The following is a 26,880-nucleotide window of genomic DNA, read 5'->3' on the forward strand; positions in this document are numbered from 1 at the left end:
GTCGACCAGAGGTTGCACAGTCCCGATCCTGGCACGGATTCCCGCGGTCCGGCATCAGGGTCCGACCCTGATATCCGTGGACGCTCCGACCCGGGTTCAGGGAAAGATCAGGGTAGTTCCCGATGGTGCGGCGAGTCGCCGATCGCGACGATGGTTGCATGAGCACTGAAGGGACCACCGGGAGCTTCTCCGATCAGCTTCACGACCTGTGGCGGACCCGCCCGATCCGGCTACCGGCGCACGGCCACATCGCCGGCGTCGCGGCGGGCATCGGCCACCGCTACGGCATCGACCCCGTCCTCGTGCGGGTCGCGTTCGTCGTCTCGACGATCTTCGGCGGCGCCGGCATCGTGTTGTATCTCGCATGCTGGCTGCTGCTCAGCAAGCCCGGCGACCAGGTCTCGCCCGCCGAGTCACTGCTCGGACGCGGCCAGAGTTCGCAATCCGGCACCAAGACCGTGGTGTTGCTGGTGGCGCTCGCGATCGCCGCGAGCACGCTCGGCCCGATCGGTGTCGGGATGGGCGGGTCGGGACTGATCAGCTTCGCGCTCATGCTCGGCGGCCTGTGGCTGCTGTACCAGCGCCGGCCGATTCCGCCGGCGCTGCCGGCGGGGGTGCCGCAGACCGTCGCCGGGTTCCCGGTGACGCCGTTCCAGACGGCGCCGACGGCCGCGTACCCCGGCCAGCCGTACACCGGGTACAGCGCGTACACGCCGTACACGCGACTGCCCGACCACTACGAGCCCGAGTCGGAGCCCGCGTCCGAGTCCGAGTCCGGGGCCGCTCCGGATCGGCCGACCGTCCCGACGGATCCGGTGGCTACGACATCACCCGAGCCGACTCCCCCGGCCTGGGACCCGCTCGGCGTGGCGCCGTTCGCGTGGGACCTGCCCGAGCCGGCCCGCGCACCGGAGCTGCCCGCGGAGCTGCCACGCAAGCCCCGCAGCCGATTCACGTCCGTCGTCCTCGGCCTCGCGGTCCTGGCCGCCGCCGCCGCGACCGGCGTGTGGGCCGCGACCGGCGCGGAATGGTTGACGCCCGCCCGGATCGGCGGCATCGCCCTCGCCGTGATCGGCGCCGGACTGCTGGTCGGAGCCTTTCTGCGGCGCGGCTACGGACTGCTCGTCGTCGGATTCCCGCTCGCCGGGTTCGTGATCCTCTCGTCGATCATCGGACCACTGAACTGGGACGGGTCGAAGGTCGGCCAACACACCTGGACCCCGCGATCGATGGGCGAACTCACTGCGGTCTACGAGGGCACGGCCGGCGACTTCACCGTCGACCTACGCCAGCTCGATCTCACCGAGAACCGGGAGATGCGCCTCGACGGCACGTTCGGTAACTACACCGTGATCGTGCCCGAGAACATGAACGTCCGCACCGATTGCTCCGTCGTCGGCGGTACCACCGACTGCATCGGAGACGGATTCGTCGACGGTGGCGCCGACGGCACCAGCGGCCCGGTCCTGGACCTGAAGGTCGACAACAAGTTCGGAGAAGTGAGGGTCTACCGTGGCTGAATACGCTGACAATCAGGAAACCACCGAACGCATGTCGGACACCGACGAGCAGTCCACCGCGACACCGTCGCGATTCCCATCTATAGGCCTGCTCCTGGCCGGCATCGCCGCGCTGCTGGTCAGTGCGTGGGCCATCATCGGCCCGTTCACCCTCGACCCGCTCGCCAACGTCGGCGCCCGCTGGCTGTTCGTGATCGTCGCGGTCGGCATCGGCGCGGCGCTGGTGTTCTCCCCGGGTCGGCGGCGCTAGCCGCACAGACGACAGCGCCCCAGCCTGTGTGGTGGCCGGGGCGCTGTCGTGCGTTCAGTGCGGGATCACTCCCACTCGATCGTTCCCGGCGGCTTGCTGGTGACGTCGAGGACTACGCGGTTGACGTCCGCGACCTCGTTGGTGATCCGGGTGGAGATGCGCTCGAGCACCTCGTACGGCAGCCGGGTCCAGTCGGCGGTCATCGCGTCCTCGCTGGAGACCGGGCGCAGCACGATCGGGTGCCCGTAGGTGCGGCCGTCGCCCTGGACACCGACGCTGCGGACGTCCGCGAGCAGCACGACGGGGCACTGCCAGATCTGGCCGTCCAGGCCGGCGGACGTGAGCTCTTCGCGCGCAATGGAATCCGCGTGGCGCAGGATCTCGAGACGCTCCTGCGTGACCTCACCGATGATGCGGATGCCCAGGCCCGGCCCGGGGAACGGCTGGCGTCCGACGATCTCCTCGGGCAGACCCAGCTCGCGACCGACGGCGCGCACCTCGTCCTTGAACAGCAGGCGCAGCGGCTCGACGAGCTTGAACTGCAGGTCCTCGGGCAGGCCGCCGACGTTGTGGTGACTCTTGATGTTCGCGGTACCGGTGCCGCCGCCGGACTCGACGACGTCCGGGTACAGGGTGCCCTGGACCAGGAAGTCGACGGTCTCGCCGTGCGCGGCGCTCTCGCCGAGCACCTCGGACACCGCGCCCTCGAAGCTGCGGATGAACTCGCGGCCGATGATCTTGCGCTTGGTCTCCGGATCGGACACGCCGGCCAGCTCGCGCAGGAACGTCTCCGACGCGTCGACGGTGATCAGGCGGGCGCCGGTCGCGGCGACGAAGTCCTTCTCGACCTGCTGGCGCTCACCGGCGCGCATCAGACCGTGATCGACGAACACGCAGGTGAGGCGGTCGCCGATCGCACGCTGCACCAGCGCGGCCGCGACAGCGGAGTCGACGCCACCGGACAGAGCGCAGATGGCCTTGCCGTCGCCGACCTGCTCGCGGACCTGCTCGATGAGCGATTCCGCGATGTTCGCCGCCGTCCACGCACCGGGGATCCCGGCGATCTCGTGCAGGAACCGGCTGAGCACCTGCTGGCCGTGCGGGGAGTGCATGACCTCGGGGTGGTACTGGACGCCGGCGAGCTTGCGGGCGCGGTCCTCGAACGCCGCGACCGGTGCACCGGCGCTGGACGCGGTGACCTCGAAGCCCTCGGGTGCGGCGGTGACGCCGTCGCCGTGGCTCATCCACACCGGCTGCGTCGCGGGCAGGCCGTCGTGCAGGATGCCGCCGCTGACGGTCATCTCGGTGCGGCCGTACTCGCGGCCGCCGGTGTGCGCGACGGTGCCGCCGAGCGCGTTCGCCATCGCCTGGAAGCCGTAGCAGATACCGAAGACGGGGATGCCCAGGTCGAACAGGGCGGCGTCGAGCTGCGGCGCACCCTCCTCGTACACGCTGGACGGCCCACCGGACAGGACGACGGCGAGCGGCTTCTTCGCCGCGATCTCCTCGACGGTCGTGGTGTGCGGCACCACTTCCGAGTAGACCTTCGCCTCACGGACGCGGCGAGCGATCAGCTGCGCGTACTGGGCACCGAAGTCGACGACGAGAACCGGCCTGTCCTGCTGGGTTTCTGACACCAGAACAGTCTAATATGCGCAGCTCCCGCGCCGTCCCCCGCCTAGGCGACCCCGCTCCCCGCCTCGGTGCCCTCCGGCTGCCCACCGGTCCGACCGCCACGGATCTCGACGATCGGCAGGGTCAGCGCGGCCGGCGCACCCGCCGGGACCACGGGATTCTTCGGCGCCACCGGGGCGATCCGGGAGTAGCCGGCGCCCTGCGCGGGACGATTGTCCTGCTCGCCCTTGTTGGGCCACAGCGACGCCGCCCGCTCGGCCTGCGCGCTGATCGTCAGCGACGGGTTCACGCCGAGGTTCGCGGAGACCGAGGCACCGTCGACGACGCTGAGCGTCGGGTAGCCGTACACGCGGTGGTAAGGGTCGATGACTCCGTGGTCGGCATCCGACCCGATGGTGCAACCGCCGAGGAAATGCGCGGTGAGCGGGATGTTGAACACCTCGCCCCACGTGCCGCCCGCGACACCGTCGATCTTCTCGGCGATCCGTCGGGTGGCCTCGTTGCCGGCCGGGATCCACGTGGGGTTGGGCTCGCCGTGGCCCTGCTTGCTGGTGACCTTGCGGCGGCCGAGGATCCCCTTCTTGGTGTACGTGGTGATCGAGTTGTCGAGGTTCTGCATCACGAGCGCGATGATGGTGCGCTCGCTCCAGTTCTTCACGGTGAGCATCCGGAGCATCTGTCGCGGGTTGGCGGCGATCACCTTGAGCAGCTTGATCCAGCGCGGCGTGCTGCCGCCACCGTCCGTCATGAGCGTCTGCAGCAGACCCATCGCGTTGGAGCCCTTGCCGTACCGGACGGGCTCGATGTGCGTGTCCGACGTGGGATGGAACGACGACGTGATCGCGACGCCGTGGGTGAGATCCATCGCCGGATCGATCTTGTACTTGCCCGCGCCGACGATGGACTCGGAGTTGGTGCGGGTGAGCTCGCCGAGGCGATTCGACAGCCGCGGCAACGTCCCGGTGTCCTTCATCCTGTGCAGCAGTTGCTGGGTGCCCCATGTGCCGGCCGCGACCACGACGTACTGGGCGGTGTAGGTCTTGCGGTGCTTGCGGACCTTCGCCCCGGTGCGGTGGGTCGCGACGTCCCACGTGCCGTCCGACCGCTCGTACAGCGACTCGACGGTGGTCATCGGGATGATCTCGGCGCCGGCCTTCTCCGCCAGGCCGAGGTAGTTCTTGATGAGGGTGTTCTTGGCGCCGTGGCGGCAGCCGGTCATGCACTCACCACACTCGATGCAGCCGGTGCGGTCGGGGCCGACGCCACCGAAGTACGGGTCCGAGACGGTCTTGCCGGGCTCCCCGAAGAACACACCGACCGGCGTCTGGATGAACGTGTCACCCACGCCCATGTCCTCGGCGACCGACTTGATGACCTCGTCGGCGGGGGTCATGTGGGGGTTCTGGACGACACCGAGCATCTTGCGGGCCTGCTCGTAGTGCGGCGTGAGTTCGGAGTCCCAGTCGGTGATGTCGCGCCACTGCGGGTCCCGGAAGAACGACGACGGTGGCTTGTAGAGGGTGTTCGCGTAGTTCAGGGAACCGCCGCCGACACCCGCGCCGGCGAGGATCAGAACGTCGCGCAGCAGGTGCACGCGCTGGATGCCGTAGCAGCCCAACGCCGGTGCCCAGAGGAAGCGCTTGAGGTCCCAGCTGGTCTTCGCGAAGTCGGCGTCGGCGTAGCGGCGCCCGGCCTCGAGCACACCGACCTTGTAGCCCTTCTCCACCAGCCGGAGCGCGGTGACGCTTCCACCGAAGCCGGAGCCGACGATCAGCACGTCGTAGTCGGTCGCGCGCTGCTTGCCCATAGGACACCTCCACCATGAACGGATTTGTTACTCGCCAGTATGCACCGCAGTCCTGTGACTCGTACCACAAGGGTGCCCTAACTGTAACCACCGGTCGCACGAACGGTGGCGGTTCCCCGAAACGCCTGTGGCCGAATGTCACACCGGTTCAGTTCAACTGAACGGATGTGACATTCGGCCACAGGAACGAGGTGGATCAGGCGCGAACGCTCAGGCCGACCTTCTGGAACTCCTTGAGGTCGGAGTAGCCCGACTTCGCCATCGAGCGGCGCAGGCCGCCGACGAAGTTGAGCGAACCGTACGGGTCGTCCGACGGCCCGTTCAGGACCTGGTCGAGCGCCGGACGCTCGCCGTACGAGACCGGCAGCAGCGAGCCACGCGGCATCGACGGGTGCGCGGCCGCGGACGGCCAGAACCAGCCACCGCCCGGAGCCTCCTGCGCCACCGCGAGGGGCGCACCGATGACGGCCGCGTCGGCACCGCATGCGATGGCCTTCGCGAAGTCGCCCGACGACGTGATGTCGCCGTCGGCGATGACGTGGACGTAGCGTCCGCCGGTCTCGTCGAGGTAGTCCCGGCGAGCCGCGGCGGCGTCGGCGATCGCCGTCGCCATCGGCACGCCGATGCCGAGCACCTCACGGGTGGTGGTGGCGCCCTCGGTGGAGCCGTAGCCCACGATGACGCCGGCCGCGCCCGTACGCATCAGATGCAGCGCGGTGCGGTGGTCGCTCACACCACCGGCGATGACCGGGACGTCCAACTCGGAGATGAACGTCTTGAGGTTCAGCGGCTCGCTCTCGCCGTGCGCGACGTGCTCGGCCGAGATGATCGTGCCGTGGATGACCAGCAGGTCGATGCCGGCCTTCACGAGCGCCGGGGTGAGCGCGCGGGCGTTCTGCGGGCTGACGCGGACAGCTGTGGTGACACCGGCGTCGCGGACCTGCGCGACCGCTGCCGCGAGCAGCTCGGGCTGCAGCGGCGCGGCGTGCAGTTCCTGCAGGCGTGCGACGGCTGCGTCGGGATCGATCTCCTTCTCGGCCATCTCGGCGAGCTCGGCGAGCTTGACCTCGACGTCGGCGTGCCGACCCCACAGGCCCTCACCGTTGATGACACCGAGACCGCCGGCCTTGCCGAGCTCGATCGCGAACGACGGCGACACCAGCGCGTCGGTCGGATGAGCCAGGACGGGGATGTCGAAGCGGTACGCATCGATCTGCCAGGCCGTCGACACCTCCTTCGAGGAACGGGTCCGGCGAGAGGGAACGATGTTGATGTCGTCCAACTCGTAGGTGCGTCGGGCAGTTCTGCCCATGCCGATTTCGACGAGGTCGCGCACGCGCGCCCCTTTCTCGATTGTTATGAGTGCTTAGCGGGCAGCGTAGTTCGGCGCTTCGACGGTCATGGTGATGTCGTGCGGATGGCTCTCCTTGAGGCCCGCCGCGGTGATCTGCACGAACTGCGCCTCCTGGAGCTGCTCGATCGTCCCGGAGCCGGTGTAGCCCATGGCCGCGCGCAGGCCGCCGGTGAGCTGGTGGATCACCTGCGACAGCGGGCCGCGGAACGGAACCCGGCCCTCGATGCCCTCGGGGACCAGCTTGTCCTCGGCGAGCACGTCGTCCTGGAAGTAGCGGTCCTTGGAGTAGGACTTGCCCTGTCCGCGGCTCTGCATCGCGCCGAGCGAGCCCATGCCGCGGTAGCTCTTGAACTGCTTGCCGCCGACCAGGATCAGCTCGCCCGGGGACTCGGCGGTGCCGGCGAGGAGCGAGCCGAGCATCGCGGTGGACGCGCCGGCGGCGAGCGCCTTGGCGACGTCACCGGAGAACTGCAGGCCGCCGTCGGCGATGACCGGGACACCGAGTGCCTTGCACGCGGCCGTGGCCTCGAGGATCGCGGTGATCTGCGGGGCGCCGACACCGGCGATGACGCGGGTGGTGCAGATGGAGCCGGGGCCGACACCGATCTTGACGGCGTCCGCGCCGGCCTCGGCGAGAGCGAGAGCGCCGGCGCGGGTGGCGACGTTGCCGCCGATGAGCTGGACGCGGTCGCCGATCTCGGCCTTGAGCTTCGCGATCATCTGCAAGATGTTGATCTGGTGGCCGTGCGCGCTGTCGACGACGAGGACGTCGGCACCGGCGTCGGCCAGCGTCATCGCGCGGACCCAGGCGTCGTCACCGACACCGACCGCCGCACCGACGAGCAGGCGTCCGTCGCGGTCCTTGGTGGCGTTGGGGTGCTGCTCGGTCTTGACGAAGTCCTTGACCGTGATGAGCCCGGTGAGCTTGCCGTGGCCGTCGACGATCGGGAGCTTCTCGATCTTGTGACGACGCAGCAGGCCGAGCGCGACCTCGGCGGTCACACCCTCGCGCGCGGTGATCAGCGGCGCCTTGGTCATCACCTCGGCGACCGGACGGTTCTCGTCCACCTCGAACCGCATGTCGCGGTTGGTGATGATGCCGACGAGGGTGCCGGTCTCGTCCGTGACGGGCAGTCCGGAGATACGGAACCGCGCGCACTTGGCGTCGACCTCGGCGAGGGTGTCCGACGGACTGCACGTGACCGGATCGGTCACCATGCCGGCCTCGGACCGCTTGACGGTCTCGACCCATCCGGCCTGCGCCTCGACGGCGGAATTGCGGTGCAGGACACCCATGCCGCCGGCGCGCGCCATGGCGATGGCCATGCGGGCCTCGGTGACGGTGTCCATCGCCGAACTCACCAGCGGGACGTTGAGGCGGATCTCACGGGTCAGCTGGCTCGAGGTGTCCACCTGGTTGGGGACGACGTCCGAAGCCGCCGGCAGCAGCAGCACGTCGTCGAAGGTTAGACCCAGCATCGCAACCTTGTTCGGGTCGTCTCCCCCGGTGTGCACGTGCCCTCCGGTACTACTCATGCGGCTCGGGCCCTCCATGAAGCGTCGATTGATATTGATTACGGAAGAAGAGTCTGGGCCGACGAAAGATTCCCGTGCGGGATTTGCCGTGCGCAGACCTCCGTGGACCATGGTATCGGCTCGCCCGAAAGTGCACGCGGGCCGTCCCGGCGACTCACCCACGGCTATCAGCTAGCGCAGACCGGGATGAACTGCGTACCGTGGTGTTGTGCGCGATCAACTGCCTCCCGGTCTTCCGCCGGACCCCTTCGCCGGTGACCCTGCCGACCCGTCTGCTGCGCTCGACGCGATCGAGCCGGGCCAGCCGCTGGATCCCCATGAGCGTCTCGCCGTGGAGGAGGACCTCGCGGACCTCGCCGTCTACGAGGCGCTGCTCGGCCACCGTGGAATTCGCGGACTGGTCGTGTGCTGCGAGGACTGCCAGCAGGACCACTACCACGACTGGGACATGCTGCGCGCGAACCTGCTCCAGCTGCTCGTCGACGGCACGGTCCGCCCGCACGAGCCCGCGTACGACCCGTCGCCCGACGCGTACGTCACCTGGGACTACTGCCGCGGCTACGCGGACGCCTCGATGAACGACGCCCTCCACGGCGACGGCTTCGAACTCTGAGAGTCACCCCTCGACGGCTACGGCCCGGCAAGCATTGCTTGCCGGGCCGTACTCGTTCGTGCGGGATCCATCCTGAATCGTCAGGGCGAGGGCGTCACCGGCGGCTGTCCGCCCAGTGAGCCACTCGTGGCCCGTGTGGTCGACGTCGCAGGCGGCGTCGTCGTGGTCGTCGTGGGAGGCGGCGTCTCGGACGTCGCGGTCGCCGGGTTCGGTGAGGAGGTCGCCGATGGCGATGGCGACTGTGACGGCGCTGTCGAGGTGCCCGGAATCACGCCCTGGATGCGGGGGTCGATCGTGGGCGACGGCCACTCCGTGACCGGAACCGACGTCTCCAGCCCCGGACTGGTGGACGACGAGTCGCCGGCGGTGGCGGGTGGCGGGGTCGTCGTCGGCGGCACGTTCGGAGCCTGTGGCGGCACGACCTTCCCCAACTCGGTCAGGAGTCGGTCGCGCCACACGTTCAGCTCGTCCCGGGTCCCGGCCTCGTTGACGGCGCTCGCGCGCGCACCGGCCGAGTCGAGCTTGGCCTTCGCGCCGACCGCATCACCCGACGCGATGAGACGTTCGGCCTCCTGGAGGTTGGACGTCGTGTCGATCTTCGCGACGGTGGAGGCCGCCCGCTCGGTGAAGACCACCTGCTTGACGCCCCACAGCGGGTCGCCCGGTTCGGCGTTGTACGAGAAGATGCTCATGCCGCCCATCGCGATCGCGACGACGGCGGCGGCCGCGGCGATCGGTCGGAGCAGTCGGAGTTGGCTGCGCCCGGACCGCGACCGGGTCGACAGTGAGTCCTGCGCCTCGAGTTCGCGGTGGACGCGGGCAACGATGTCGTCGAGGTCCGGTTCAGCCGGCAGGGGCTGCGCCAGGATCTCGGTCCGCCAGTTCGCGAGCAGCGCGGCGACCTGGTATTCCTCAGGACTGTCGGTTGCGACGGGACGGTCGCCGGCGATCGCGTCGATCAGCGCATCGTCGCGACGCACCGCGGCGACGTCGACGGGCGTGCCGTTTCCAGCGAGATCGGCGTGGGGATCGCCCGGCTCGCCATTCTGGCCCCTAGCCATGCCTCTCACCTGCTCTCGTCACTTCCTTCTTCAACTTGGCAATGGCTCGGTGTTGAGCCACCCGCACCGCGCCAGCGGTGCTTCCGACTGCTGCTGCCGTCTCCTCCGCCGACAGACCGACGACGAGCCGAAGGACGAGGATCTCGCGGTGCTTCTCGGGAAGCGTCTGAAGCAGTGCGTTCACCTGTCGGCTCGTCTCCGAACTCAGCGCCCGCTCTTCGGGACTGTCGTCGGAGGAAACGACATCTGGTACTTCAGCAACTGGATCGGATTTGTTACGCGCAGCGTTTCGGTGAGCGTCAGCGACCTTGTGTGCGGCGATGCCGTAGACGAAAGCCATGAACGGACGACCCTGATCCTGGTAGCGCGGAAGTGCCGTCATCACCGCGAGGCACACCTCCTGCGCCACATCGTCCGCGGACAACTGCCCACGCTCCGCGGCGCCGACCCTGGCACGGCAATAGCGCACGACCAGAGGGCGAATACTCTTCAGGACCTGGGCCAGAGCATTCCGATCGCCCTGCGCTGCGGCAGCGACGGCGGAGTTCAACTCCTCACCCGTGTTAGACATCGTCAGCGCGAATCCTGGCGTTACAGTGGCACGTCCCCCCAGCCGGGTGTGCTTCCGCCTCACGGCGGAACGTCTGTAAGAGTAACGACAGAGTCCGACGCGTCAGTGCATCGTTCGAATATCGGGCGGTCATTTCGAGAACCTCCCGCCCCGGCGAGCGATCGCATCGGCGCATTCGTCACGGATCGCTCGTGCGGCCGGATTCGGGCGCACGCCGTCCACCAACATCGCTGCCGCCCATCGCAACGGGACCAGTCCGTGTGCACCGGCGTCGACGAGCACCCGCTCCGCGGTCTCGAGTGCGAGGTCCGGCTCGGGCCTTCCGGTCGCCGACGCCGCGAACAGCAGCTCGGACTTGATCCGATGCCGCACGGACGGGCAGTCGGCCGAGCGGTCGACCGCAGCCTGAGCATGGACGGTTGCGGCGGCGAAGTCTCCGGCCGCGAGCGCGATCTCGGCCGTCACCCAGTGCAGTCTCACGTACTGACGCCACAGCGTGTCCGGTTCGCCGACCGCAGACAGGTACGCCTCGCAGCGGACGAGGAGCGTGCGCCCCAACGCCAGCCGACCGCATCCCAGCGCGTCGGCAGCAAGTCCCGTCAGAGCATCGCAGCGTGCCTCGTGCCACCATCGGTCGCCGGTACGGGTCATCCCGATCAGCGCCAGCGCGGCACCGTCGTAGCCGGAAGCGAGGGCGTGGGCGCCGAGCTGCCGCAGCAGGGATGCCTGTGTGCTGGCCGCGAGCGAGGCCACCGCCGGCTCGGTCGCGGACATCCGGCGCAGCGGTTCGAGCTCGGCCCGGGCCTGCGCGTACCGCCCCTGTCCACCCAGTGCGACGGCGCGCAACCAGCGCCCCAGCGGATCGGCAGGTACCGGCAACGGGTTCCGTCCGGGATCCGAACCGAAGGCGGCGCCCCCAAGACCGTGCGAGTCGTGAGAGCCGTGCGGGTCGTGCGGGTCGTGCGGCATCCGGTGATCATGCCACTGCGGGCGCCGACGCCATTCCGCATACCGGTCGGCCGACGTCCGATCCCGCCCCGATAGCCCCCGATAGCCCCCGATAGCCATTGCAGACGCGACTGAAGACACACGATGAACCGTTGAAACTTCTCCAACTGGACGACCTGTTAATAATGTTCGTGCACCATAAAGGCGATTCGCCGCGCGAACATGATTCAAATTTGAAGAATATGTGGCGTCGAGGTTAACGAGAATCGCCGAACAATACTCCAGAGTAACCAACCAGTCGGGGAGAATCAGGACGATCGTCCAGGTGAGGGCAACGTCGGCCAACGCGGAAGCGATCGACCCCCGTGTCGCTACGCAATCACAGCCGCCGCCCCATGTAAATGTCCAGGGCGTTAATTCTTGGCTCCAGGGATATGGAAATCACCACTCAGCGTAAGTGTTGACGGGATTTCATATGCCCCTTTACGGTTGCGGGGCGTAACCGATTTCATAGGTCTTGTCATCCCGGGGGGTGGCGGGCCGCTCGCAGCGTCACCGCGAGCCTGCTGACAGAGGAGTCCTGATGCCTGTTCCGAATCATCTTCCCGGCCCGAATGCCGATATCTGGGATTGGCAGATGCACGGGTTGTGTCGTGGTGTGGACTCCGCCGTGTTCTTCCACCCGGACGGCGAACGTGGCCGTGCTCGGGCCCAGCGGGAAAGCCGCGCGAAGGAGATGTGCCAACAGTGCCCGGTGCTGGCACAGTGCCGCAACCACGCGCTGTCGGTGTGCGAGCCGTACGGGATCTGGGGTGGGATGTCGGAGTCCGAGCGCGAGATGCTGACCAGGCAGTCGCGCCGCCGCATCGCTTAGGGGTGCCCGTCACCCGTAGGTGAGTACACGCGCAGGCCCGGGTAGACCTCGACGTCGAGGTCTCCCCGGGCGCAGTCGTGTCCGCGTCGACCCATCCGCGGCGTCCGGTACTCCGAATGCCTTTCCGACAGTGCTGAAGACCATCCCGTCAGGAAGGCAGTCCCATGAACATCAAGACGTCCCGCCGCATCGCCGTAGCCGCCACCACATCGATCGCGTTGCTCGGTGTCGCTGCGTGTTCGTCCGACGACAACTCCGGCGACGCCCCGACGACGAGCACCACGACATCAGGTTCGGCGGAGTCCGGAATGATGTCCTCGGGTGCCACCGCCGCGGCCGCGAACCCGGTCGGTCCGGGCTGTGCAGAGTACGCAGCGATGGTTCCCGACGGCCCGGGCTCGGTCAGCGGCATGGCACAGGATCCCGTCACGGTCGCCGCGTCGAACAACCCCATGCTGACGACACTCACCGCCGCGGTGTCCGGCCAACTCAATCCCGACGTCAACCTCGTCGACACGCTCAACGGCGGCCAGTTCACGGTGTTCGCTCCCACCGATGCGGCGTTCGCAAAGCTCGATCCGGCGACCGTCGAGACGCTGAAGACCGACGACGCCCTGCTGACCAAGATCCTCACGTACCACGTGGTTCCGGGACAGTTGGCCCCCAGCCAGGTCGACGGGACCCACGCGACGGTGGAGGGCTCCGACGTCACCGTCACCGGGTCCGGAGACAACCTGAAGGTGAACGAGGCCGGAGTCGTGTGCGGCGGCGTGCAGACGGCGAACGCGACCGTGTACCTCGTGGACTCGGTGCTGATGCCGCAGTAGTCATAGTCACGACGGTCCACGACCATGCCACTACGAGCCGCCCACTCCGGGAGGATCCGGCCGATGAACGCTACGGTGGTCCTCGATGCACTCGAACGAGGACACGTGAGCTCGGCCGGATCCTCCGGCGGCGATGACGCATGCCCCGTCGACAACGGGAAGCTCGTCGCCGCCCGCCACGAGGAATCGGTTCACCTGCGAAAGTTGTTGGCGGATATCGCCGAAGGTGACCGCGCTGCGTTCGCGGACTTCTACGATCGGACCGGCGCGCGGGTGTACGGCATGGTCCTGCGGGTCCTGCGTGACCCCGGGTTCTCGGAGGAGACCACTCAGGAGGTCTACCTCCAGGTGTGGAGATCGGCCGGCAACTTCGATCCCGAACGCGGATCACCACTCTCGTGGCTGATGACGCTCGCCCACCGCCGCGCGGTCGACCGGGTGCGGTCGGAACAGTCCCACTCCGATCGTGAGGTGGTCTACGAGACTGCGAACCGCGTGGACGAGTTCGATCAGGTCACGGAGGATGTGCAGCACCGCGCCGAACGGCAGGCAGTTCTGGACTGCCTCCAGGCGTTGACCGACATTCAACGACAATCGGTCACGCTCGCCTACTACGGCGGCCGGACGTACCGCGAGGTGGCGGCCGAACTCGGGGTGGCGGTGCCGACCGTGAAGTCACGGATCAGAGACGGATTGACAAGGCTCAGAGGCTGCCTGGGGGTGATATGAGATGGACGACGATCTGATCGAATGGGCGCACGCCTGTGCGCTGCACGCCCTCGACGACTCCGAGCGACGCGACCTCGACGCACGACTGGCGGAGGCGGACGAGGCGACTCGCGCCGAGTTCGACGCCGCGGTCCGGCTGGCCCGCGAGACGATGGCCGCCGCCAGCTCCCTCGTCGCAGTCACGCCGCCGGCATCCCTGCGCCACAATCTGATCCGTCAGGTCACGGGCGACGAACTCGCGGCCCGTCGGACGCCCGGGCGCCGATGGCGGATCGCGATCGCGTCCGTTGCCGCTGCGGTGGCACTGCTCGCCGGCGGCGTGGTCATCGGTCACCAGATCACGGAGACCCCGCCGACACCGTCGGTCACCGCGCAGATCCTCGACGCACCCGACATGCACTCGGTGACAGCCGAGATTCCGGGTGGCGGCACGGCCACCACGATGTACTCGAAGGACGCGAACGCGGCGATGCTGGTGATGAACGGTGTCACGCCGCCGAAGTCGGACACCGTCTACCAGATGTGGCTGGTACGTGGCGACGAGCCGGTGCCGGCCGGCACGATGGGCCCCGACCAGGTGTCCCCCACCACGACCGCGGTGCTCGAGGGCATCGACGGTGCCACCCAGCTCGGTTTCACGGTGGAACCGCCCGGCGGGTCGACGTCCCCGACGGGCGACATGTTCGCGTCCATCCCGCTCACCTGATCCGATGCGGGTCCCCGAAAGCCGAAGACCCCCGGACGAAACCGTCCGGGGGTCTTTCGTCTCAGCTGGTGCCGAGGAGATCAGTGAGCGTGGCCGTGGCCGGCGTCCGCTGCTTCCTCGGTGGGCTTCTCGACGACGGCGCTCTCGGTGGTGAGCACCATGCGCGCGACGGATGCCGCGTTGACGACAGCCGAACGCGTCACCTTGACCGGGTCGACGACACCGTCGGCGAGCAGGTCGCCGTAGGTGAGGGTCGCGGCGTTGAAGCCGTGGCCCTTGGGCGCCTCGGACACCTTGCTGACCACGACGGAACCGTCGACGCCTGCGTTGGTGGCGATCCAGAACAGCGGAGCGCGCAGCGCGGTGCGCACGACCTCGACACCGGTGGCCTCGTCACCCGAGAGCGACGCAGCCAGGTCGGTGAGGACCTGACCGGCCTGCACGATGGCGGAGCCGCCACCGGGGACGATGCCCTCCTCGACCGCAGCCTTGGCAGCGTTGACGGCATCCTCGACGCGGAACTTGCGCTCCTTGAGGTCCGTCTCGGTGGCTGCGCCGACCTTGATGACGGCGACGCCGCCGGCCAGCTTCGCGAGGCGCTCTTCGAGCTTCTCGCGGTCCCAGTCGGAGTCGGTGTTCTCGATCTCGCGCTTGAGCTGCGCGACGCGGGTGGCGATGTCGGCCTCGGTGCCGGCACCGTCGACGATAGTGGTCTCGTCCTTGGTGACGACGACGCGGCGTGCCGTGCCGAGCAGGTCGAGACCGGCTTCCTTGAGCGTGATGCCCATGTCCGTGTTGATCACGGTGCCGGCGGTGACGACGGCGAGGTCCTCGAGGAAGGCCTTGCGACGGTCACCGAAGAACGGCGCCTTGACGGCGACGGCCTTGAGCGTCTTGCGGATCGCGTTGACGACGAGCGTGGAGAGCACCTCGCCCTCGATGTCCTCGGCGATGATGAGGACCGGCTTGCCGGACTCGGCGATCTTCTCGAGCAGCGGCAGGAAGTCCGGCAGCGAGGTGATCTTGTCGCGGTACATCAGCACCAGCGCGTCCTCGAGAACGGCGCGCTGGGCGTCGATGTCGGTGACGAAGTACGGCGACAGGTAGCCCTTGTCGAACTGGACGCCCTCGGTGACGGCGAGCTCGGTGTGCAGGGTCGAGGACTCCTCGACCGTGACGACACCGTCGACGCCGACTCGGGTCATGGCCTCGCCGACCAGCTCGCCGATCTCCGCGTCACGCGACGACACGGTGGCGACCTGTGCGATGGCCTCCTTGCCCTCGACCGGGGTGGCGGCCGCGAGCAGCGCCTCCGACACGGCGTCGGCGGCCTTGCTGATGCCGATTCCGAGGCCGATCGGGTTGGCTCCCGCGGCAACGTTCTTCAGGCCGGCCTTCACCAGCGCCTGCGCGAGAACGGTGGCGGTGGTGGTGCCGTCGCCCGCGACGTCGTTGGTCTTGGTGGCGACGCTCTTGACGAGCTGTGCGCCGAGGTTCTCGAACGGGTCCTCGAGCTCGATCTCGCGGGCGATGCTCACACCGTCGTTGGTGACGGTGGGGCCGCCGAATGCCTTGGCGAGCACGACGTGCCGACCGCGCGGGCCGAGGGTGACCTTGACGGCGTCGGCGAGCTGGTCGACGCCACGCTCGAGCGCGCGCCGGGCCTTCTCGTTGAACTCAATTTGCTTGGACATTGATTCAGCTACTCCTGGCTCAGGGTTTTCGTCCCGGAACGGATGTCAGGGTGTCGGCCGGAACGCACTCCGCCCCGGGTCCGATGCGGAACTCCGGGGCGGGAGGCGTAAGGCTTACTTCGCGACGACAGCCAGAACGTCGCGAGCCGACAGGATCAGGTACTCCTGGCCGGCGTACTTGATCTCGGTTCCGCCGTACTTGCTGTAGATGACGGTGTCGCCTTCCTGGACGTCCAGGGGGATGCGCTTCTCGCCATCCTCGTCCCAGCGGCCGGGACCAACAGCGACGACGGTGCCCTCCTGGGGCTTCTCCTTCGCCGTGTCGGGGATGACCAGGCCGGAGGCAGTCGTCGTCTCGGCCTCGTTGGCCTGGACGAGGATCTTGTCCTCGAGCGGCTTGATGTTCACGCTCGCCACGATGAGCCCTCCACTTTCAGGGGTTTGTCGGGCCCGAGGCTGTTCCTCGGACCACCATCAATTCAGTCACCACAGTGACTCTTCACGCGCCCCGTCGTCGCGGGTGCCGGGACTCGCTCAGTGTCGACTAGCACTCTATACATGAGAGTGCCAGCACTCAAGGGTGGCGTCCGCTCGAGCGCACTGACCCGAACGCAGACGTGGCGCCGGAGCGAGTGCTCCGGCGCCACCTCCAGCGAACGAATTCAGTACTGCGACGGCGTCTCCAGGACGGCCATCGTGCATCGCGAGATGCACACGAGCTTGCCCTCGTCGTTCACGATCTTGATCTCCCACACGTGCGTCTTGCGGCCCAATGCCAGCGGCGTCGCCTTGCCGTGCACCCAGCCCGAGCTCACGGGTCGGACGTGGTTGGCGTTGATCTCCATACCGACGCAATGGAACTTGCTGCGATCCACCGCGAAGATCGACGCCCAGCTGGCGAGGGTCTCGGCGAGCGCGACCGAGGCGCCACCGTGCAGCACGCCCGCGGGCTGCTTGGTGCGCTCGTCGACCGGCATCCGGCCCTCGAGCGAGTTCTCGGTCAGTTCCGTCAGCTCGATGCCGAGGTTGCGGTTGAGGGTGTCGACGCCCTTCTCGTTCGCGATCTCGATGGTGGGATCGCCGATCCAGATGCTCACGAGACCTTCACCACGACCTTGCCGTTGACGTCGCCGTCGATCATGGCCTGGAACCCGGAGTGGATGTCCTGCAACGGAATCACGCGGTCGATCTTGGGTCGCAGTCCGGTGGCGTCCATCATCCGCAGCATCGACACCAGCTCCGCCCGGGTGCAACCGGTGGACCCGAGGATGCGCTGCTGGAGGTAGAAGATGCGGGTGAGGTCGGCCGACGGGTTGGAGCCGGACGTCGCACCCGCGATGACGATGGTGCCCCCGGGACGTAGCGCGCGCATCGAGTGCGCCCACGTGGCCTCGCCGACGGTCTCGATCACCACGTCGACCTTCTCGGGCAGCCGGGCGCCGGCCTCGATCGCGGTGTGCGCGCCGAGCTCGAGCGCGCTCGCACGCTTCTCGGCACTGCGACTCGCGGCGTATACCTTGGCGCCCGCGGCGGCCGCCAGACTGATCGCGGCGGTCGCGACGCCACCGCCGGCACCCTGCACCAGGACGCGGTCGCCGGCCTTGATCTGCGCCTGCGTGAACAGCATCCGGTACGCGGTGGTCCACGCGACCGGCAGGCACGCCGCCTCGTCGAACGACAGCCACTCGGGCTTGGGGATCAGGTTGCGCCGGGGCACCACGAGGTACTCGGCGAACGCACCGTCGTGCTGCTCGGACAGCAGCGCACGGCCGGGGTCGAGCGTCTCGTCGCCGCCACCACCGTCGGCGTCGGCGATCACCGGGTAGACGATCACCTCGTTGCCGTCCTCGTCCACACCGGCCGCGTCGCAGCCCAGGATCATCGGGATCCGATCGGCCGGGTGCCCGACGCCGCGCAGCGTCCACACGTCGTGCATGTTGAGCGCGGACGACCGCACCGCGACCTTGGCCCAACCGTCCGGAACGACCGGGTCGGGAACCTCGCGGAGTTCGAGACCGCTCAGCGGATCGTCCGCGTTCTGGGCGACGGCGACGGCTGCGAGCATGGATTCTCCTGTGCTGTCGGACACAACCGCCGGGTGCAGCGGTCGTGAAATACGTGTTCGGATACCCATGGTCGACGCCCGCCGGGCCCTCGCGCGAGAGACCGTGCCGTACCTCGGCACGACCGCTGGCACTCGGTGTCGCCCCGACGGTCTCCTGTACGCATGCCAACTGACACCAGGGGCGCGCTGCATGCGGCAGTCCCCTCGCTCGCCGCAGAGCTTGCCGAGGCGGAGCGCACTCGGCGGCCGATCGCGCAACCGACCTCGTCCCACCCGGACCTCACCGTGGCCGACGCGTACGAGATCCAGCGCCGCAACATCGCGCGTCGGGTCGAGGCCGGCGAACGGGTCGTCGGCCGCAAGATCGGGCTGACGTCGCTCGCGATGCAGCGCCAACTCGGTGTCGACCAGCCCGACTTCGGCGCGATCCTCGACACGATGGTGGTCCCGCACGAGGGCGAGCAGGCCCTGGACGACCTCGTGGCCGCGCGCGCCGAGGCGGAGTTCACGTTCCGCCTCGCGAGCGACCTGGTGCCCGGCGAGTCCGCATTCACGTTCGAGCAGGTGCGCGATGCGGTCGGCGAGGTGATGCTCAGCCTCGAACTCATCGACAGCCGCATCGCCGACTGGAAGATCGGCCTCGTCGACACCGTCGCCGACAACGCGTCGAGCGCCCGTCTGGTCGCGGGTCCGGGTGTTCCCGCCACCCGGGAACTCCTCGACACGCTCCCGGAACGGATCCTCACGCTCACCCGCGACGGCGAGACCGTCGGCGAGGGGCCCGGGTCCGCGGTGCTCGATCACCCGCTCAACGCCATTGTCTGGCTGGCAGATTCGCTCGCGCAGTACGGCGATCACCTGCGCGCGGGGGACCTCGTCCTGGCCGGCGCCGTCCACGCCGCGGTCCCGCTGGCCGCCGGCTCCACCTTCGGTGTCACCTCGCCGGGCCTGCCCGACGTCACCGTCCGCATCGTCTAGCTCGAAGGAAGACGACCTATGTGTACCTCCGACGGCAACGCCGTTCCCCAGGGTTCGATCCAGAGGCCGGCCGCCCTCACCAAGTTCGTGGACGTGTCCACGATGGTGGACGGCGACAACGGCTACGTCGACCGTGCGGTCTTCACCGACCACGCGATCTACCAGCAGGAGCTGCGCCGCATCTTCGCGCCCAGCTGGCTGTTCCTGGGCCACACGTCGCAGTTCGCCAAGCCGGGCGACTTCCTCACCACCTTCATGGGTGAGGATCCGGTGATCGTGTCGATGGGCAAGGACCGCAAGATCCGCGCGTTCCTCAACTCCTGCCGCCACCGCGGCGCCCGCGTGTGCCGCGCCGACTTCGGCGCCACCAAGAACTTCACGTGCACGTACCACGGCTGGAGCTTCGACACCGCCGGCAAGCTGGTCAGCGTCCCCAACGAGGCGGGCTACCCGGAGAGCTTCGACAAGAAGGACTGGGGCCTGGTCGAGGTCGCACAGCTCGACACGTACCACGGCCTGGTCTTCGCGACGTGGAACCCCGACGCACCGCCGCTGAAGGAAGCACTCGGCGGGATGACCTACTACATGGACGCGATGCTCGACCGCGATCCCGAGGGCACGGTCGCCGTGGGCGGTATCCACAAGTGGGTGCTGGACGGCAACTGGAAGCTGGCGGCCGAGCAGTTCGCCACCGACTGGTACCACGTCAACATGTCGCACGCGTCGGCGCTGATGGTGCTCTCCCCCACCGGCCGTGGGCCGAAGGCCGAGATCGTCAACACGCCGGGCCGCCAGTTCAGCGATCCGATGGGGCACGGCGCCGGGTTCCCGACGCATCCGCGCAGCCGCTTCGACGCTCAGCCGGTGCACGAGTACTACGACTACGACGCGCTGCGTGAGCGCCTCGGCGACGAGCGCGTCGAGGGCCCGATGACCACGGGCCACGCGACCGTCTTCCCGAACTTCTCGTACCTGCCGGTCAACGGCAGCATCCGCGTCTGGCACCCGAAGGGCCCGGACAAGATGGAGGTCTGGGCGTGGACGATCGTCGACAAGTCCATGCCCGAGGAAGTACGTGAGGCCCAGCGCCTGTACAACCTGCGCACGTTCGGTCCCAGCGGCATCTTCGAGCAGGACGACGGAGAGAACTGGAGCGAGTGCCAGGCCATCGCGGGCGGCTTCATCACCAACAGTGTGCCGCTCAACTACCAGATGGGCCTGGGCAGCGAGCGCGAGGACGGCGTCTACCCCGGCAAGACGAGCGAGCTGTACAGCGACGCCGCCGGCCGCGGTTTCTACCGACGCTGGGCAGAACTGATGAACACACCGGCATGGCACGAAAAGGGCGCGAAGTGAGCGAGACCATCACCAGGATCAAGGTCGGCGCGGTCGGCGACATCGAGGACGGCGAGGCGCTGGTCGTCGACGCCGAGCAGACCGGCACCGGCGAGCCGATCGCCGTCTTCCACGACGACGGCGAGTACTTCGCCCTGAACGACCGCTGCACCCACGGCGAGGCGTCGCTCGCCGACGGCTGGATCGAGGGCGGCCAGGTGGAATGCCCGCTGCACTCGGGCAAGTTCTGCCTGCGCACCGGCTCGGTGCTCTCGATGCCGGCCACCGAGGACGTCGCGGCCCACAAGGTCGAGGTCACCGACGACGAGATCTGGCTCTACCCCGGCCAGAACGCAGAGGCGCAGTGAGTACCCCCTCCGCAGTCGTCGTGGTCGGCGGCGGTCTGGCGGGAGTCAGCGCCGCCGGCGAACTGCGGGCCCGCGGCTTCGAGGGTGAGATCACCCTCGTCGACGGCGGACCCGCGCCGTACGACCGTCCGCCGCTGAGCAAGGCGTTCATGTTCGGTACCGCCGACGAGGCAGATCTCGCTCTCGCCAAGCCGGATTGGTATCTCGCACAGAGGGTCACGCTGCGCACCGGCGTCGCCGTGACGGCACTGAAGCCCGACGAGGGTGTGGTCGAACTGGCGGACGGCACTCGTCTGGACGCCGACGTGACGATCCTGACCACCGGCGCCGGCGCGCGTCCGTTGCCGGTGCCCGGCGGTGGCCTGCCGCAGGTCCACCTGCTGCGCACCATCGACGATGCCCGCGCACTCAAGGCCCGCCTGGTACCCGGCGCTCGCCTGGTGGTGATCGGCGCGGGCCTGATCGGTGCCGAGACCGCTTCCGCCGCACTGCAGCTCGGAGCGTCCGTCACCCTGGTCGATCCGATCGATCCCCCCATCGCCCCCGCCGTGGGCCCGGAGCTCGCGCGCTACCTCCACGACCAGCACGCCGCCAACGGCATCGACGTGCACGCGGCGGGCGTCGCCGAGATCCGCTCGACTGACGACGACAGCGTGGTCGTCGTCCTCACGACCGGCGACGAACTCCCCGCCGACGCGGTCCTGGTGGGCATCGGCTCGATCCCGTCGACCGAACTCGCGGAAACCGCGGGCCTCGACGTCGACGGCGGTGTCCTGGTGGACGAGAACCTGCGGACGAGCCATCCCGCGGTGTACGCCGCTGGTGACGTGGCACGCCGACGCGATGCCGACGGCACACTCCATCGTCGCGAGGAGCACTGGGAGGCAGCGCAACTCAACGGACGCGCGGTGGCCGCCCGCGTCCTGGGAGAAGACCCCGAGCCCGAGTGCGCGGGGTGGTTCTGGTCCGACCGGCACGGCATCCACGTGCAGGGCGTCGGATCGATGACCGCCGAGGGCGAGACCGTGATCCGGCCGCACCCCGACGACGCCACCCGACCGCAGATGGCGTTCCGGGTCCGGGGCAACACCCTGGTCGGCGCCGCGTTCATCGACGGCGGCCCCGCCGTGCGGGCCGCGCGCATCATCATCGACCGCGCACTTCCCGTCGATCCGGCCGCGCTGGCCGACCCGACCGTGAACCTGCGCAAGCTCGCCAAAGGATGACTGACTCATGGCAACCGACACCACCCAGCCGACCACGCAGCGCCCCACCGCCGACGCCGACACCCACTTCCGGGTGCAGCAGCTGTACTTCCACGAAGCAGAGCTGATCGACGACGGCCGGTTCACCGACTGGCTCGACCTGCTGGCGGAGGACCTGCACTACTGGGCTCCCACCCGCACCAACCGCCTGCGGCGCCAGCAGTCGCTCGCGGTCGCCGCGCGCGGTGAGGCCGCATTCTTCGACGAGACCCGCGCCAGCCTGGCGTGGCGCATCCGCCGCTTCGACTCCGGCATGGCGTGGGCGGAGGATCCGCCGTCGCGCACCCGGCACCTGGTGAGCAACGTCGTGGTCCGCCACGCCGACGAGGACGAGCGCGAGATCGGCCAATGGCACGTCCGCTCGAACTTCCTCGTCTACCGCAACCGTCTCGAACGCGAGGTCGACATCTACTCGGGCGGACGCGAGGACATCCTCCGCGAGAACCCCGACGGCCCTCCCGGCTCGCTGCTCGTCGCCCGCCGCACGATCCTGCTCGACCAGAACGTGTTGCTGGCCAAGAACATCAGCACCTTCTTCTGATCGCGCCACGGCGACGATCCCCTCCCGACACCGACTCTTCCCAGACACAGGAGCGCGTGAAACAGTGACAACGAATGCAGCGGCGGAGACAGCCCTGAGCACCCGCGAGGTCGAAACCTCGCTGGGCACCATCAAGGTGAGCGAGGCCGGCAGTGGCCCCGTCCTGGTGATGCTGCACGGCGGCGGCCCGGGCGCGTCGGCGATCGCCAACTACAGCCAGAACCTGCCGGCACTGACGCCGCACTTCCGCGTTGTCCTGCCGGACCAGCCGGGCTTCGGCGGCAGCTACCGCCCCACCGACGAGGACCTGCACGAGCGCAGCATCACGCAGATCACCGTCGACGCACTGATCCAGACCCTCGATGCGATGGGCATCGAGAAGTTCCATCTCATGGGCAACAGCCTCGGCGGCGCCGCCGCGATCGCGCTCGCGCTCGCCGTCCCCGAGCGGGTGACCCGTCTGGTGCTGATGGCGCCGGGCGGCGGCTGGCTGCCGTTCGGCCCGACGCCGACCGAGGGCCAGAAGGCCATGTTCCGCTACTACAACGGCGGCGGCCCGAGCGTGAAGAAGATGAAGGACTTCGTCCGCACGATGGTCGCCGATCCCAAGCAGTTCGACGACGCGAACATCGAGGCCCGCTACGAGGCGTCGCTCGACGAGAGCCACATCGAGTTCTACCACCGCTACAACGCCGCGTTCGCCCGCCGCCACGGCATGGATCCGCTGTGGCGCAACGCCCACAAGATCAAGGCTCCGACGCTGCTGCTGTGGGGCACCGAGGACCGCACCATCACGTTCGAGGGCTCGCAGCTGATGCTCAAGCAGATCCCCGACGTGCAGTTGCACGCGTTCAGCAAGTGCGGCCACTGGGTCCAGGTCGAGCGTCAGAAGGAGTTCGAGCGGCTCGTGGCCGACTTCCTGGCGGACTGTTCGGGGGACGCATGACCGGGTGGCTCGAGGGCAACGTCGCCCTCATCACCGGCGGAGGCTCCGGGCTGGGCCGGGCGATCGCCGAGCGCTTCCTCGCCGAGGGTGCCTCCGTCGTGGTCGCCGACCGTGACACCGCCAAGCTGGACGACCTGATCGAGTCGGTCGGCGATCTCGCCGACCGGGTGCACACCGTCGAGGCCGACGTCCGGTCCACCACCGACCAGCATCGCGCGGTCACCGAGGCCGTCGCGCGCTTCGGTAAACTCGACACCCTGGTGCCGAACGCGGGTATCTGGGACTACCAGCGCAGCATCACCCGGCTGGACGGCGACGCGTTGTCCGCGGCATTCGACGAGCTGTTCGCCATCAACGTCAAGGGCTATCTGCTGGCCGTCGAGGCGGGGTGGCGTGAGCTGGTCAAGACCCGCGGCAGCGTCGTGATGACGCTGTCGAACTCGGCCTTCTATCCGAACGGAGGCGGACCGCTGTACACCGCGAGCAAGCACGCCTGCCGCGGACTCGTGCTCGAACTGGCGTACGAGCTGGCTCCCAAGGTTCGCGTCAACGGTGTCGCTGCCGGCGGCATGCGCACCGACCTGCGCGGCCCCGAGTCGATCGGACTGGCCGACCGTTCCATCGAGGCGTCGTTCGCGCGCGGCACCACGACGGGTGACAACCCGCTCCTGCCGCTGCACGACGCGAGTGTCGAACCTGCCGATTTCACGGCGCCGTACGTGCTGCTGGCCTCCGCGGCCAACAGTTCCAACATCACCGGTGCGATCATTCCCGTCGACGGCGGCATCGCCGCTCGCGGATTCCGCACCGCAGCGGGCGGAGACGATCTGTGAGCACCGACAAGACCCCTGTGAACATCAGCCCCGCCCGCGCACTGCAGTCGCTGGGCCGACTGCACGGCGCCAACACCGCCCTCATCTACGAGGGCCAGGAGCTGAACTACCGCGAGCTCACCGCGCGCGTGCACTCGGCGGCGCTGGCGCTGCACGCGACGGGCGTCCGCAAGGGCGACCGGGTGGGCTACCTCGGCCTCAACAGCCCGACCTTCCTCGTGAGCTACCTCGCGTCGGCGTGGGTTGGCGCGGTCTTCGTGCCGGTCAACTTCCGGCTCGCTTCCGCCGAAATCGCCTACCAGCTGGGCGATTTCGGACCGCGCGTGCTGGTCGTCGAGCCCGGCCACATGCCGCTGGTCGACGAGATCGACCCGGCGGTGCTTCCGCCGCGGCTCATCGCGGTCGACAACGACGACGCGGTGCCGCTGACCGACGAGCCGTCCGAGCGCTGGGAGAAGCTGACAGCCGCACTTGCACGGGGCGCGGCACTCGAGGTGGAACTCACCCCGCTCCCCCGCTTCGCGGACGACCTGGCCGCGCTGATGTACACGTCGGGTACGACCGGCCGCCCCAAGGGCGTCATGCTCACGCACGGCAACATCTGGTGGAACTCGTTCAACGTGGACTCCGTGGTGGACACCAACCGCCGCGACGTGAACCTCGCGGTGGCGCCGCTGTTCCACATCGGGTGCCTCAACTCGTTCACGCTGCGCAGCCTCGCCCGCGGCGGTGCGACGCTGGTGCGCCGCACGTTCGACCCGGCCCGCACGCTCGCCGACCTGGTGGAGTACAAGATCAACACGATCTTCGCGGTGCCGGCCATGTTCTCGGCGATCGCCCAGTTGCCGCACTTCGCGGACGCGGACCTCTCGCACCTGCGCTCGGCGATCGTTGCCGGCGCGCCGGTGCCGCCCAGCCTGGTCAAGGAATACGGCCACCACGGTGTCGCGCTGCAGCAGGCGTGGGGCCTGACCGAGACGGCGCCGTTCGCGACGTCACTGCCGCCCGAGCGCACGCTCGAGCGGGCGTCGTCGGCGGGTCTGCCGATGCCGTTCACGGAGATCAAGATCGTCGATCCGGTGACCGGTGCAACGCTCACCGAGCCCAACGCGGCCGGCGAGATCTGCGTGCGCGGACCGAACGTCACCCCGGGCTACTGGGCCAACCAGAAGGCCACGGACGCGGCGTTCGATGCCGAGAACTGGTTCCACTCGGGTGACCTCGGCTGCCTCGACGAGGAGGGATTCCTCTACATCGTCGACCGGATCAAGGACATGGTCATCACGGGCGGCGAGAACGTCTACCCGGCCGAGGTCGAACGGGTGCTCGTCGAGTACCCGGGCGTGACCGACGCGGCCGTCGTCGGCGCCCCGGACCCCAAGTGGGGCGAGATCGTCGTCGCGGTCCTCGTCGTGTCGACCGACACCGATCCGACGCTCGAGGAGATCCGCGAGTTCACCAGCGAGCGCCTCGCGCGGTACAAGCTCCCCAAGGAGCTGCTGGTGCTGGACTCGCTGCCGCGCAACGGATCCGGAAAGCTCGACAAGGTCTCGCTGCGCAAGCTGGCCGCCGACGGCCACGGCTCGCTGAGCCGATGAGCACGCCGGGCTGGCCGCTCACGTACGGCGTCAACGACGGTGACGCTCCGGTCGAGGTCCGCGCGCGGTACGCCGTGCGCGGGCCGCTCGGCAACGCGTACCCGGCCGGCATCGCCGACCTGGAGCTCGACATCCGTGGCCCGCGCGACGCCGAGACCCTGCGCGGGCTCGGGGAGCGGGTCCTTCGAGAGAACCCGGCCTGCCGACGCATCGTGCTGCCGGTCCCGGCCGGCGACCTGGCCGCGATCGCGTTCGCGGAGGACGCCGGGTTCCGGTACGTCGTCGACGTCGACGTCCCGGGCGAGCGCCGGGGGATCACCGAGCTCTCCCTCCTGGTCATGGAGCCCGGCTGGGTCGCCGACGCGCCGACCGCCGTCGACGACCTCCCCCTCTGATCACGCCGCACGGGCGGTGGGATTCCACCGAATCCCACTGCCCGTCTTACGTTTTCGGGGCCTCCCGCGGCGCCCCCATACGAGACACCTTCCGGTACATCCGTCAGTGCGTCGCCCCGGGTGCCGGCCTCGACTCATCGATGTCACGCACTCCTACTGGCACTGGCACTGCAGATTCGACGTTACGGCCCATCCGCCTGCGAGCGCATCGCGGTACCAATTCAAGATCTCCTGCGCGTCGGACGACACGATTCGTCGTGGTCTCCTCGCCGGAATCGACTCCGAACCCATCGCAGCCCCGCCTTCCGACGCTGTCAGCGCACCTTCCCGAAACACCGACTGAGCGGCATCCCCCGATACTGCCCGTAGTTGTCGATCCGCGAGAATCGTGCGTGCAGGGCCACATCCGCGAACACCTGCAGGATCTGCTC

At 68.7% G+C, this 26,880-nt stretch carries 27 protein-coding genes; 16 read left to right on the forward strand and 11 right to left on the reverse strand.

Annotation, left to right across the window (positions count from 1 at the left end):
- Nucleotides 1-122 precede the first annotated feature (122 nt).
- Both HUN07_RS20000 and HUN07_RS20005 read left to right on the forward strand, forming a co-directional pair.
- The gene (locus tag HUN07_RS20000; protein WP_174912207.1) at nucleotides 123-1,520 is read left to right on the forward strand and encodes a PspC domain-containing protein; all 1,398 of its coding nucleotides are present in this window, start codon (nucleotides 123-125) and stop codon (nucleotides 1,518-1,520) included.
- Between the two features lie 31 nt (nucleotides 1,521-1,551).
- Nucleotides 1,552-1,770, forward strand: coding sequence for a hypothetical protein (locus HUN07_RS20005; protein ID WP_114719004.1), 219 nt, complete (start codon nucleotides 1,552-1,554; stop codon nucleotides 1,768-1,770).
- 65 nt (nucleotides 1,771-1,835) lie between these two features.
- On the opposite strand, the gene guaA is transcribed toward HUN07_RS20005, so the two are convergent.
- The 4 genes from guaA to guaB form a co-directional block, all read right to left on the reverse strand.
- Nucleotides 1,836-3,407, reverse strand: coding sequence for a glutamine-hydrolyzing GMP synthase (gene guaA / locus HUN07_RS20010; protein ID WP_174912210.1), 1,572 nt, complete (start codon nucleotides 3,405-3,407; stop codon nucleotides 1,836-1,838).
- Nucleotides 3,408-3,448: 41 nt separating this feature from the next.
- Entirely contained in the window at nucleotides 3,449-5,212 is a 1,764-nt protein-coding gene (locus HUN07_RS20015) for an FAD-dependent oxidoreductase (protein WP_174912211.1), read from the reverse strand.
- A 196-nt stretch (nucleotides 5,213-5,408) separates the two neighbouring features.
- Nucleotides 5,409-6,548 carry a GuaB3 family IMP dehydrogenase-related protein gene (locus HUN07_RS20020; RefSeq protein ID WP_114718930.1) on the reverse strand — a complete coding sequence of 380 codons (1,140 nt, stop codon included), beginning with the start codon at nucleotides 6,546-6,548 and terminating at the stop codon, nucleotides 5,409-5,411.
- Nucleotides 6,549-6,578: 30 nt separating this feature from the next.
- Complete coding sequence (gene guaB / locus HUN07_RS20025) at nucleotides 6,579-8,102, reverse strand: IMP dehydrogenase (protein ID WP_174912214.1); 1,524 nt, start codon at nucleotides 8,100-8,102, stop codon at nucleotides 6,579-6,581.
- Between the two features lie 208 nt (nucleotides 8,103-8,310).
- On the opposite strand from guaB, the gene HUN07_RS20030 reads away from it, so the two are divergent.
- A complete protein-coding gene (locus tag HUN07_RS20030) occupies nucleotides 8,311-8,715 on the forward strand; it encodes a DUF5319 domain-containing protein (RefSeq protein WP_114718928.1) in 405 nt (134 codons plus the stop codon).
- An 80-nt stretch (nucleotides 8,716-8,795) separates the two neighbouring features.
- On the opposite strand, the gene HUN07_RS20035 is transcribed toward HUN07_RS20030, so the two are convergent.
- From HUN07_RS20035 to HUN07_RS20045, 3 genes are all read right to left on the reverse strand, one after another.
- On the reverse strand, nucleotides 8,796-9,776 hold the full coding sequence (locus tag HUN07_RS20035) for an anti-sigma-D factor RsdA (protein ID WP_174912217.1): 981 nt from the start codon (nucleotides 9,774-9,776) through the stop codon (nucleotides 8,796-8,798).
- Entirely contained in the window at nucleotides 9,769-10,347 is a 579-nt protein-coding gene (locus tag HUN07_RS20040; RefSeq protein ID WP_031938667.1) for a sigma-70 family RNA polymerase sigma factor, read from the reverse strand. The genes HUN07_RS20035 and HUN07_RS20040 overlap by 8 nt, the downstream gene beginning before the upstream one ends.
- Nucleotides 10,348-10,476: 129 nt before the next feature.
- On the reverse strand, nucleotides 10,477-11,316 hold the full coding sequence (locus HUN07_RS20045) for a hypothetical protein (RefSeq protein ID WP_174912220.1): 840 nt from the start codon (nucleotides 11,314-11,316) through the stop codon (nucleotides 10,477-10,479).
- Nucleotides 11,317-11,878: 562 nt separating this feature from the next.
- Between HUN07_RS20045 and HUN07_RS20050 the strand changes: the two genes are divergently transcribed.
- The 4 genes from HUN07_RS20050 to HUN07_RS20065 all read left to right on the forward strand — a co-directional run bounded on the left by HUN07_RS20050 (nucleotide 11,879) and on the right by HUN07_RS20065 (nucleotide 14,431).
- Nucleotides 11,879-12,169 (forward strand): WhiB family transcriptional regulator, encoded by a 291-nt coding sequence (locus HUN07_RS20050; protein WP_174912223.1) that lies wholly within the window; start codon nucleotides 11,879-11,881, stop codon nucleotides 12,167-12,169.
- Between the two features lie 164 nt (nucleotides 12,170-12,333).
- Nucleotides 12,334-12,996, forward strand: a complete 663-nt coding sequence (locus tag HUN07_RS20055; protein WP_174912225.1) for a fasciclin domain-containing protein — start codon at nucleotides 12,334-12,336, stop codon at nucleotides 12,994-12,996.
- A gap of 63 nt (nucleotides 12,997-13,059) precedes the next feature.
- Entirely contained in the window at nucleotides 13,060-13,725 is a 666-nt protein-coding gene (locus HUN07_RS20060) for a sigma-70 family RNA polymerase sigma factor (protein ID WP_174912227.1), read from the forward strand.
- A gap of 1 nt (nucleotide 13,726) precedes the next feature.
- Nucleotides 13,727-14,431, forward strand: coding sequence for an anti-sigma factor (locus HUN07_RS20065; RefSeq protein ID WP_114718924.1), 705 nt, complete (start codon nucleotides 13,727-13,729; stop codon nucleotides 14,429-14,431).
- An 80-nt stretch (nucleotides 14,432-14,511) separates the two neighbouring features.
- Here the strand turns inward: HUN07_RS20065 and groL are convergent, their stop codons facing one another.
- The 4 genes from groL to HUN07_RS20085 form a co-directional block, all read right to left on the reverse strand.
- Nucleotides 14,512-16,125, reverse strand: a complete 1,614-nt coding sequence (groL, locus tag HUN07_RS20070; protein WP_114718923.1) for a chaperonin GroEL — start codon at nucleotides 16,123-16,125, stop codon at nucleotides 14,512-14,514.
- A 114-nt stretch (nucleotides 16,126-16,239) separates the two neighbouring features.
- The gene (groES, locus tag HUN07_RS20075) at nucleotides 16,240-16,542 is read right to left on the reverse strand and encodes a co-chaperone GroES (protein ID WP_005518479.1); all 303 of its coding nucleotides are present in this window, start codon (nucleotides 16,540-16,542) and stop codon (nucleotides 16,240-16,242) included.
- A gap of 245 nt (nucleotides 16,543-16,787) precedes the next feature.
- Nucleotides 16,788-17,222, reverse strand: a complete 435-nt coding sequence (locus HUN07_RS20080; protein WP_114718922.1) for a PaaI family thioesterase — start codon at nucleotides 17,220-17,222, stop codon at nucleotides 16,788-16,790.
- Entirely contained in the window at nucleotides 17,219-18,190 is a 972-nt protein-coding gene (locus tag HUN07_RS20085; RefSeq protein ID WP_114718921.1) for a zinc-binding dehydrogenase, read from the reverse strand. The genes HUN07_RS20080 and HUN07_RS20085 overlap by 4 nt, the downstream gene beginning before the upstream one ends.
- A 162-nt stretch (nucleotides 18,191-18,352) precedes the next feature.
- On the opposite strand from HUN07_RS20085, the gene HUN07_RS20090 reads away from it, so the two are divergent.
- From HUN07_RS20090 to HUN07_RS20130, 9 genes are all read left to right on the forward strand, one after another.
- Nucleotides 18,353-19,168, forward strand: coding sequence for a 2-keto-4-pentenoate hydratase (locus HUN07_RS20090; RefSeq protein ID WP_174912229.1), 816 nt, complete (start codon nucleotides 18,353-18,355; stop codon nucleotides 19,166-19,168).
- 18 nt (nucleotides 19,169-19,186) lie between these two features.
- On the forward strand, nucleotides 19,187-20,524 hold the full coding sequence (locus HUN07_RS20095) for an aromatic ring-hydroxylating dioxygenase subunit alpha (protein ID WP_114718919.1): 1,338 nt from the start codon (nucleotides 19,187-19,189) through the stop codon (nucleotides 20,522-20,524).
- Nucleotides 20,521-20,871, forward strand: a complete 351-nt coding sequence (locus tag HUN07_RS20100; RefSeq protein ID WP_174912232.1) for a bifunctional 3-phenylpropionate/cinnamic acid dioxygenase ferredoxin subunit — start codon at nucleotides 20,521-20,523, stop codon at nucleotides 20,869-20,871. The genes HUN07_RS20095 and HUN07_RS20100 overlap by 4 nt, the downstream gene beginning before the upstream one ends.
- Nucleotides 20,868-22,097: an NAD(P)/FAD-dependent oxidoreductase gene (locus HUN07_RS20105; protein ID WP_174912234.1), complete on the forward strand. Its 1,230-nt coding sequence runs from the start codon at nucleotides 20,868-20,870 to the stop codon at nucleotides 22,095-22,097. Before HUN07_RS20100 ends, HUN07_RS20105 begins: the two co-directional genes overlap by 4 nt.
- A gap of 7 nt (nucleotides 22,098-22,104) precedes the next feature.
- On the forward strand, nucleotides 22,105-22,677 hold the full coding sequence (locus tag HUN07_RS20110) for an aromatic-ring-hydroxylating dioxygenase subunit beta (RefSeq protein ID WP_114718916.1): 573 nt from the start codon (nucleotides 22,105-22,107) through the stop codon (nucleotides 22,675-22,677).
- A 64-nt stretch (nucleotides 22,678-22,741) separates the two neighbouring features.
- Nucleotides 22,742-23,623, forward strand: coding sequence for an alpha/beta fold hydrolase (locus tag HUN07_RS20115; RefSeq protein WP_174912237.1), 882 nt, complete (start codon nucleotides 22,742-22,744; stop codon nucleotides 23,621-23,623).
- On the forward strand, nucleotides 23,620-24,456 hold the full coding sequence (gene hcaB / locus HUN07_RS20120) for a 3-(cis-5,6-dihydroxycyclohexa-1,3-dien-1-yl)propanoate dehydrogenase (protein WP_114718914.1): 837 nt from the start codon (nucleotides 23,620-23,622) through the stop codon (nucleotides 24,454-24,456). Before HUN07_RS20115 ends, hcaB begins: the two co-directional genes overlap by 4 nt.
- Nucleotides 24,453-26,054 (forward strand): acyl-CoA synthetase, encoded by a 1,602-nt coding sequence (locus HUN07_RS20125; protein WP_174912240.1) that lies wholly within the window; start codon nucleotides 24,453-24,455, stop codon nucleotides 26,052-26,054. Before hcaB ends, HUN07_RS20125 begins: the two co-directional genes overlap by 4 nt.
- Nucleotides 26,051-26,449, forward strand: a complete 399-nt coding sequence (locus HUN07_RS20130; RefSeq protein ID WP_174912243.1) for a hypothetical protein — start codon at nucleotides 26,051-26,053, stop codon at nucleotides 26,447-26,449. Before HUN07_RS20125 ends, HUN07_RS20130 begins: the two co-directional genes overlap by 4 nt.
- Nucleotides 26,450-26,880 lie beyond the last annotated feature (431 nt).

The organism is Rhodococcus sp. W8901, assembly GCF_013348805.1.
Taxonomy (GTDB): Bacteria; Actinomycetota; Actinomycetes; order Mycobacteriales; family Mycobacteriaceae; genus Prescottella.